This window comes from Streptomyces sp. NRRL S-244 (assembly GCF_000717915.1).
Lineage (GTDB): Bacteria > Actinomycetota > Actinomycetes > Streptomycetales > Streptomycetaceae > Streptomyces.
Map to the genome: position 1 here is coordinate 357,803 of NZ_JOCX01000004.1, position 7,831 is coordinate 365,633.

Here is a 7,831-nt window from a genome sequence, read left to right on the forward strand (position 1 = left end):
TCAGCGGACCACCAGGGAGGTGAGGGAGGGCTCGTCGAGCCGGACGGAGGCGGCACGGCCGCCGAGGAGGAAACCGCGTACGGCGTACGGGCCGCCGCCGGGCGGGTGGGGGACGATCTCGCGCTCGACGGTCCCCGAGACCGCGAGCTCGGCGCCGGTCACCCGGCACAACTCGGCGCCGTCGGAGGGCCGGTGGGGCCGTGCCCCGCCACCGCCCGCTCCGGAGACGAGGACGAAGTCGGGCAGCCCGGAGCCGGGGTCCCCGCCTGGGGAGAGCAGGCTCACCCGGAGCACGGCGGGACCCCGCCGCAGCATCCGCCGGGGCCCAGGCAGCAGTCGGTACGCGATGGCGACGTCGGCCGGGAGGGCCGCCTGCCCGGCATCGCGCGGGGCGGCGGCGACCGCGTGCGCGCTGCGCGGGGCGGCGTACGCGGTGATGCGGACGGCGCCGGGCCCGACGGGCAGTTCCAGCCCCTCGCGCAGGAACACGGCGCGTACGACGGGGTGTTCGGTGGGCTCGCCGCCGGACTCGGGGGTGACCGCGACCGTGACCCGGCCGGCGCCGTCGGGCCAGTCGAAGCTGACCTTGGCCCGCCCGGCGGAGGTCCGCCGGACCGTGAGCCCGGAGACCGCCTCGGGGGCCTCGACCGCCACGCCGGGCCCGGCCAGGGCCCGCTCGCCGAGGACCGCGACGGCGCTGACCGTGGCCAGCGTGCCGGGCGGCGGCTGGGCGATCCCGGCGGAGTCCACCCAGGTCAGCGCCGCCGGCAGCGCGGAGGCCGGCAGTTCGGCACCCTCGGCGGGAGCCGCCCCCGGCCACTCCACGAACCGTACGTCGCCCCCGGCGCCCCCCGCCCACCGCAGCTCCAGCCCGCCGGCGCCGCGGGCGGCTGCGCTGAGCCCGACCACCGGCTCGGGCCAGGGGTGCACGGTGACGGCGGCCTCGACCCCGCCGGACAGCACCTCACCCGCCGCCCCCGCGTACCGGCACCGCACCCGCACCACGTGGCCACCCGGCCCCAGCCCGCCGGCCCGCACGCCCTCCCGGCCGGACCCGGCGGGGCCCGCGGCGGTCGCGGGGTCCGCGGGGTCCGCGGCGCCCGCGCCCGCCGGGCCGGCCGCGCTCGGGGCACCGAGGTCCGTGGTGCGTCCCTCGGGGTCGGTCAGCGTCACCCGCACCCCGGTCGCGCCGGGCGGGCGCAGCCAGGCGGCCTCGAGGCGGGCGCGCCCGTCGGTGAGGCGGAGCTCCGTCACCTCGGGGGCCACCAGCAGCGGGGCGCTGATCAAGGGGGTGCCGCCGTCGCCCGGCAGGGCCACGTACCGGACCTCCCGGCCGAGCGGGGCCCGGCCGTCCGTCAGCGGCCCCGCGCCGAGCGGACCCGGGACCTCCGGGAGCGGCGTGGTGACCGGCTCGCGCCGGGTCAGCCGGACCACCCGCCAGATCCCGTCCGGATCGGCGCCGGGCGGTCGGCGCAGGGCCACCCCGCCGGATACCGGCCGTGCCTCCAGCGGGCCGGGGTCCCCCTCGGCCGGCCGGTGGGTGCGGACCAGGCCCCGCACCGCACGCGGGCAGTCCCAGGCCAGGCGGGCCGCCCGCCCGTACGCCGCCGCGGCCTGCTCCCGGTCCTGCCGGTCCTCGTACGCGCGGGCCTCGTCCAGCAGGGCGTCCGCGGCCCTTACCCGCTCGGCCAGCCCGGCCAGCCGCCCCGCCAGCAGCGGGTCCCCGCCGGCGGCGCCGCGCGGCAGCAAGGCGGCGCTGCGCGCGGCGGCGCGCACCCGCCCGGCCAGCAAAGCGTCCTCCAGCCCCTCGGCGGCGGCCCGCTGCGCCGGATCCAGCCGCGGGCTCGCGGCGGCGGCGTGCACCAGGGCCGCCGCCTCGTCGGGGTCGACCCCGAACCCGGCGGCCGTTTCCGGCAGATCCCCCCGGGGATGGTCGTGCAGCAGCCGCACCAGCTGGTAGAGCAGGATCCGCCGCAGCGCGGCCGGGTCCCGCTCCTGGATCCCGGCCAGCCGGTCCAGTAACGCGCCGGCCCCGCCCTCCGCGTCACCGCGGGCGGCCCGCAGCCCGCGCAGCTCCCGCAGCGCCTCGGCGCCCACATGGCGCCGCCGCCCCGGACCCTCGACCGCGAAGATCCCGTCGAGCACCCGCAACCGCCCCCCGGGCGGAACCAGCAACTCGCCCAAGTGGCTTAAGCCCAGGGCCTGTTGCGCGGAGACGAGTTCCCCGTACCGTGCCTCCAGCGGAGCGGCCGGCAGGCCGGAAAGCGCGCGGGACCGCCCCAGGGCATGCCCGAACTCGGTCCCCGCCATCTGCTCCGCACCCCCCGTGCAGTGTGTTTCGGAGGTCATTTCAGCAGATGCGCGGAGCGTCCGGGAGGTCTTTCCGTTCTCCGGCTGTACCGCGGCGTGTCACGAACTGATCCCCGTCCGGTACCCCGGGGCCGCTCTCCTTGGGTCGCCCCTCGACATCCCCCTCACCCCCAGAGGTCGTCATCCCATGGCTGAACTCAATCGCCGCAGGTTCCTGCAGATCGCGGGCGGAACCGCCGCGGCCGCGATGCTGAACGAGAGCATCGCGCGCGCGGCGGCCATCCCGGCCCAGGGCGCCACCGGCACCATCCAGGACATCGAGCACATCGTGGTCCTCATGCAGGAGAACCGGTCCTTCGACCAGTACTTCGGCTCGATGAAGGGCGTACGGGGCTTCGGCGACCCGCGCCCCGTCCTCCAGGACAACGGGAAGTCCGTCTTCTACCAGTCCAACGGGACGAAGGACATCCTCCCCTTCAACCCGCAGGTCAGCGACCTGGGCATGAAGTTCGTCGAGGGCCTCAACCACGACTGGGCCGGCGGCCACGCCGCGTACAACAACGGCAAGTACGACAAGTGGGTCCCGGCCAAGACGGCCACGACCATGGCGTACATGACGCGGAACGACATCCCGTTCCACTACGCGCTCGCCGACGCCTTCACGGTCTGCGACGCCTACCACTGCTCGTTCATCGGCGCGACCGACCCGAACCGCTACTACATGTGGACCGGCCACACGGGCAACGACGGCACCGGCGGCGGCCCGGTCCTCGGCAACCAGGAGGCCGGCTACGGCTGGAAGACCTACCCGGAGCGCCTGGAGGCGGCCGGGGTCTCCTGGAAGATCTACCAGGACATCGGCGACGGCCTGAACGCCGCCGGCGGCTGGGGCTGGATCAGCGACGCCTTCCGCGGCAACTACGGCGACAACTCGCTGCTGTACTTCAACACCTACCGCAACGCGGCGCCGGGCAGCCCCCTCTACGAGAAGGCCCGTACGGGCACCAACGCCAAGGCGGGCGAGGGCTACTTCGACAAGCTGCGCGCCGACGTCGTGAACGGCACGCTGCCCCAGGTCTCCTGGATAGCCGCGCCCGAGGCCTTCAGCGAGCACCCGAACTGGCCGGTCAACTTCGGCGCCTGGTACATCTCCCAGGTCCTGGACGCGCTGACCGCCAACCCGGCGGTGTGGGCGAAGACGGCGTTCTTCATCACCTACGACGAGAACGACGGCTTCTTCGACCACGTCGTCCCGCCGTACCCGCCGGCCTCCGCCGCGTGGGGCCTGTCCACGGCCGACGTCACCCGGGACCTGTACGCCGGGGGCGGCGGCTACGCGGCCGGCCCGTACGGCCTCGGCCCGCGCGTCCCGATGATCGTGGTCTCCCCGTGGAGCAAGGGCGGCTACGTCTGCTCCGAGACCTTCGACCACACCTCGGTGATCCGGTTCATGGAGAAGCGCTTCGGCGTGCAGGAGCCCAACATCTCGCCGTGGCGCCGCGCGGTCTGCGGTGACCTGACCTCGGCGTTCGACTTCACGAAGGCCGACGCGCAGCCGGCGGCCCTGCCCTCCACGGCGGGCTATGTCCCGCCGGACCACAACGCGCACCCGTCCTACCACCCGGTCCCGCCGGCCACGGGCACCCTGCCCAGGCAGGAGGCGGGCGGCAAGCCGACGCGCGCGCTGGGCTACGTCCCGTACGTGGACGGCAAGGCCACCCCCTCCACGGGCCAGTTCACGCTGACCTTCTCCTCCGGCCCCACCCTCGGCGCGCACTTCCACAGCACCTCGGGCAACCGGACCGACGGCCCCTGGCCCTACACGGTCGAGGCGGGCAAGACCCTCTCGGACACCTGGAGCACCAGCAGCTCCACCGGCAACCAGATCAACCTGACGGTCTGGGGCCCGAACGGGTTCCTGCGCACCTGGAAGGGCCCGGCGAAGAAGACCGGACCCGAGGTCACGGCCCGCCACGACGCCGCCACCGGCAGCCTGAAGCTCACGCTGACCAACTCGGGCACGGCGGCGGTCGACCTCACGGTGACCAACGCCTACGGCGGTGCGACCCAGACCCTCCGGGTCACGGCGGGCGGCACGGCCACGTACACGGCGGACCTGTCCACGACGGGCCGCTGGTACGACGTGAAGGTCACCTCCAGCGCCGACACCACCTTCCTCCGCCGCTTCGCGGGCCACGTCGAAACGGGCGCCCCGGGCCTCTCCGACCCGGCGATCAAGACCGTCTGACGCGGTCGTCCGGCGCGCGCAGCAGCCGCCGCTCCAGGACCGGGAGGTCCGCGGGGCGGTGACTGCGCGCGTGCCGGAGCAGCAGGTCGCGGGCGGTGTCCGGGACGCGGCGGCGCTTGGGGTGGCGGGTGGTGAACTCGTCCCTCGCGAAGAACCGCACGGCCCCGTCCAGGCCGCCGCGGTCGGTTTCCCGTACCGCCCAGGCCAGTTCGGCCGTGGGCGCGTCGGCGAGCAACCGCACCGGCGCTTCGACGGCCAGGACCGAGGCGGCGTCCGCCTCCTGCGCCCTCCGCGCACCGAGCCAGGAGAAGACCAGGGCGAGCGGTACCCCGGGGCGGCCCGGTTCCTCTCCCCGAGCCACGGCGCCGGCGTACGCGCGCAGTCGCACGGGCGCGGCCTGCGCCCAACGGGAGCGGTGCCGGGACGGAACCCCCTCCGTGGCGTCCGGGTCGAGGAGGTGCGCCAGAGGCACCGCACCGGACAGGGCCGCGGTCCGTACGGACTGACCGCCCGCCTCGTACAGCGTCACGCGGCCGTCATGGCCCAGGCACATGCACTCGAAGGGTCCACCGGACCCGGTGTCCTGCGGCCACGCGGCGAGCAGCTCCCGGATCTCACCCGGGTCGCGGATCTCGTACTCCGCCGGGTGGTGGGGGAGTCGCTGTCCGGCTCCGGCCGTCGGGCCGGTGCTGACGACGGCGCGCACCGCGCGGGATGTCGGCTTCACGGTGTGATCGTAGGCCCGATGGGCAGAACGTACGGCGTCCGGCTCAGCCACCCCGTCTCCGAGGGAGAACGCATGGCCATCGCCCACCGCAGGATCGGCACTGGCCCCGTCCGCGTCATCGTGCTGCACGACTGGTTCGGCACCTCCGCCAACTGGGGCTCCGTACTGGACTACTTCGACCCCGAGGGGTTCTCGTACGTCTTCCTCGACTACCGCGGCTACGGCGACCGCAGGGACGTCGCCGGCCGCTACACCCTCCCCGAGATCGCCGACGACGTCCTCGCCCTCGCCGACGAGATCGGCTGGGACACCTTCTCCCTCATGGGCCATTCCATGGGCGGCAAGGCCATGCAGCAGGTCCTGGTCCGGGCCCCCGAGCGGATCGAGAGGCTGATCGGGATCAACCCGGTCCCCGCCGCCCCGTACGAGATGGACGACGCGACCCACGCCCTGTTCCACGGCGCCGCCGACAGCGCCGGCAACCGGCGGACCATCCTCGACCTCGTCACCGGCCACCGCGCGAGCCGCCACTGGCTGGACCGGATGATCGCGCACTCCCTCGACGTCTCCCGGCCGGAGGCCTTCGCCGCCTACCTCGCGAGCTGGCAGCCGCTGGACCTGTCCGCCGCCGTGAAGGGCAGTACCGTCCCGGTGCTGGTCCTGGTGGGGGAGCACGACCTCGCCCTCACCCCCGACGTGATGCGGGCCACCTGGCAGGTCTCGTACCCCAACTGCCGCGTCCACCCCGTGCCCGGCGCCGGGCACTACCCGCCGCACGAGACCCCGGTCGGGTTCGTCGCGGCGGTGGAGGCGTTCCTCCGCGGGTAGCGGGAGGAGGACGCGAAAAAGCCCCTGGGGGTACGAGGAGACCTCGTACCCCCAGGGGATCAGGGTGAGTGACGGGACTTGAACCCGCGGCCACCTGGACCACAACCAGGTGCTCTACCAACTGAGCTACACCCACCACGAAGGGCGGCGGACCGCCCGTTCGATGTGCATGCACAGCATAGCTGATCAGGAGGGTGGTCCCGCCACGCGTTATCCGGCCGCGGCGTGTGCGACGGCCGCCGCCGCGAGCGCCTTCACGACGGGGTGCGGGCGGCTCCCGTCCCCCGACAGCTCCGGCTGGAACAGTGTGGCCAGGAAGAACGGGTGCCCCGGCAGCTCCGCGATCCGCGCCTGCCCGTCCTCGTCGTGCCCCGACAGCCGCAGCCCGTGCGCGGTGAGCACCGGCAGGTGGCGCGGCTCCGGCCCGTAGGTGCAGTGGTAGCGCTCCATGGACCGCTCCGCGCCGAGCACGGACTCGGCGAGCGACCCCGGCTCGGCCCGTACGAGGCCCTCGTGGCCGACGAGCGAGCAGGCGAGCGGGGAGATCAGCAGGTCCTCCGCCCCGGGGTCGTTCTCGGCGTGCGCGACGCCGGCCAGCCCGCACACCGAGCGGGCGTACTCCAGCAGCGCGTGCTGGAAGCCGCCACAGGTCCCGAGGAACGGAATGCCCTCCTCCCGTGCCACCCGGATCGCGGCGAGCGCCCCCGCCTCGCTGGCGTACGGGCTGCCCGGCAGCACCCAGACCGCGTCGAACCGGGCCAGGGCCCCGGAGGCCGCCTCGGCCCCGGCTTCGCCCGTGGGGATCCAGTACGCGTCGAGGACGAGCCCGTCGCGGGAGGCGAGGGCGTCGAGGAGGAGCGGGATCCGGGTGTGGGACGTCACATGGGGGGAGCGGTCGCCGACGAGGGCGATGCGTGCGGTGGCGGTGGTCATGCCGATCATCGTGCGACGCGGATCCGGTTCAGCGCCAACGATTGTTCCTGCATGTTCGATAAGCAGAACTGATCAGTGCTTCAGCGCGGCCTTGGTGGCCACGAGGACCAGTCCGAGGACCAGGTTGACGACACCCTCGGTGGCCAACTGGCCGCGGGTGGCACCGGCGCGGGCGGCGCCGAGGCACGCCCAGGCGACCTGCTGGGTCACTGCCACGCCCATGGCGAGCCACGCCGTCGCCACGTAGTCCAGCCCGAGCACGGCGCTGAGGGCGACTGCGGCCGCGGGCAGGACGGTGGCCTCGACGATGGGCCACTCGTGCAGGGCGACGCGGCGGATCTCCCGCCGGCTCCAGGGCTCGCCGACCAGCCGCTCCCCCGCCAGCTGGGCGTATACGTGCGTGGCCCAGAACACCAGCCCCGTGACGATCAGGAGGACCACGAGCTGGACCCGCGGATACTCGCCGGCCGTGCCGGCGGTGGCCACCACGGAGGTGGCGAGGAGGGAGCCGTAGACGGCCCCGGCGGAGTCGGTCCGGCGTGCGCGCTGTGGCCTGCTGCGGCCCGCGGACTGGCCACTGGGGATGCTCACCCTCCCACGATAGGGAGCCCCCACCGCGCCACCCCCCGGCCACGCCGTAGGTACGCCCGCCCGCGTGTCCCGGCCCGCCCGCATCCCGGCCCGCGCCCGCGTGCCGGCCCGCGCCTGCATCTCGCCCTGCCCGCGTGTCCCGGCCCGCGCCCGCATCCCGGCCCGCCCGCGTGTCCTGGCCCGCGCCCGCATCC

Annotated in this window: 6 protein-coding genes and 1 tRNA gene; 2 read left to right on the forward strand and 5 right to left on the reverse strand. The window is 74.8% G+C overall.

What is annotated here, in order from left to right; translation table 11 throughout:
- A complete protein-coding gene (locus IF02_RS0107500) occupies positions 1–2,310 on the reverse strand; it encodes a hypothetical protein (RefSeq protein WP_030154627.1) in 2,310 nt (769 codons plus the stop codon).
- 187 nt (positions 2,311–2,497) lie between these two features.
- Here IF02_RS0107500 and IF02_RS0107505 point away from each other — a divergent pair, with 187 nt between their 5' ends.
- Positions 2,498–4,558 carry a phosphocholine-specific phospholipase C gene (locus tag IF02_RS0107505; protein WP_030154629.1) on the forward strand — a complete coding sequence of 687 codons (2,061 nt, stop codon included), beginning with the start codon at positions 2,498–2,500 and terminating at the stop codon, positions 4,556–4,558.
- On the opposite strand, the gene IF02_RS0107510 is transcribed toward IF02_RS0107505, so the two are convergent.
- Positions 4,545–5,285 carry a hypothetical protein gene (locus IF02_RS0107510; protein WP_158708466.1) on the reverse strand — a complete coding sequence of 247 codons (741 nt, stop codon included), beginning with the start codon at positions 5,283–5,285 and terminating at the stop codon, positions 4,545–4,547. The genes IF02_RS0107505 and IF02_RS0107510 overlap by 14 nt on opposite strands.
- An 18-nt stretch (positions 5,286–5,303) precedes the next feature.
- Between IF02_RS0107510 and IF02_RS0107515 the strand changes: the two genes are divergently transcribed.
- Positions 5,304–6,113: an alpha/beta hydrolase gene (locus IF02_RS0107515; RefSeq protein ID WP_324603758.1), complete on the forward strand. Its 810-nt coding sequence runs from the start codon at positions 5,304–5,306 to the stop codon at positions 6,111–6,113.
- A 63-nt stretch (positions 6,114–6,176) separates the two neighbouring features.
- On the opposite strand, the gene IF02_RS0107520 is transcribed toward IF02_RS0107515, so the two are convergent.
- The 3 genes from IF02_RS0107520 to IF02_RS0107530 form a co-directional block, all read right to left on the reverse strand.
- A tRNA-His gene (locus tag IF02_RS0107520) sits at positions 6,177–6,249 on the reverse strand.
- A 74-nt stretch (positions 6,250–6,323) separates the two neighbouring features.
- Positions 6,324–7,046: a glutamine amidotransferase-related protein gene (locus IF02_RS0107525; RefSeq protein WP_030154634.1), complete on the reverse strand. Its 723-nt coding sequence runs from the start codon at positions 7,044–7,046 to the stop codon at positions 6,324–6,326.
- 72 nt (positions 7,047–7,118) lie between these two features.
- Entirely contained in the window at positions 7,119–7,637 is a 519-nt protein-coding gene (locus tag IF02_RS0107530; RefSeq protein ID WP_030154635.1) for a hypothetical protein, read from the reverse strand.
- Positions 7,638–7,831 lie beyond the last annotated feature (194 nt).

Excerpts from the sequence above, each read along its gene's own strand:
- IF02_RS0107500 (WP_030154627.1), bottom strand. The coding sequence starts at position 2,310 with ATGGCGGGGACCGAGTTCGGGCATGCCCTGGGGCGGTCCCGCGCGCTT.
- IF02_RS0107505 (WP_030154629.1), top strand. The coding sequence starts at position 2,498 with ATGGCTGAACTCAATCGCCGCAGGTTCCTGCAGATCGCGGGCGGAACC.
- IF02_RS0107515 (WP_324603758.1), top strand. The coding sequence starts at position 5,304 with ATGGGCAGAACGTACGGCGTCCGGCTCAGCCACCCCGTCTCCGAGGGA.
- IF02_RS0107525 (WP_030154634.1), bottom strand. The coding sequence starts at position 7,046 with ATGACCACCGCCACCGCACGCATCGCCCTCGTCGGCGACCGCTCCCCC.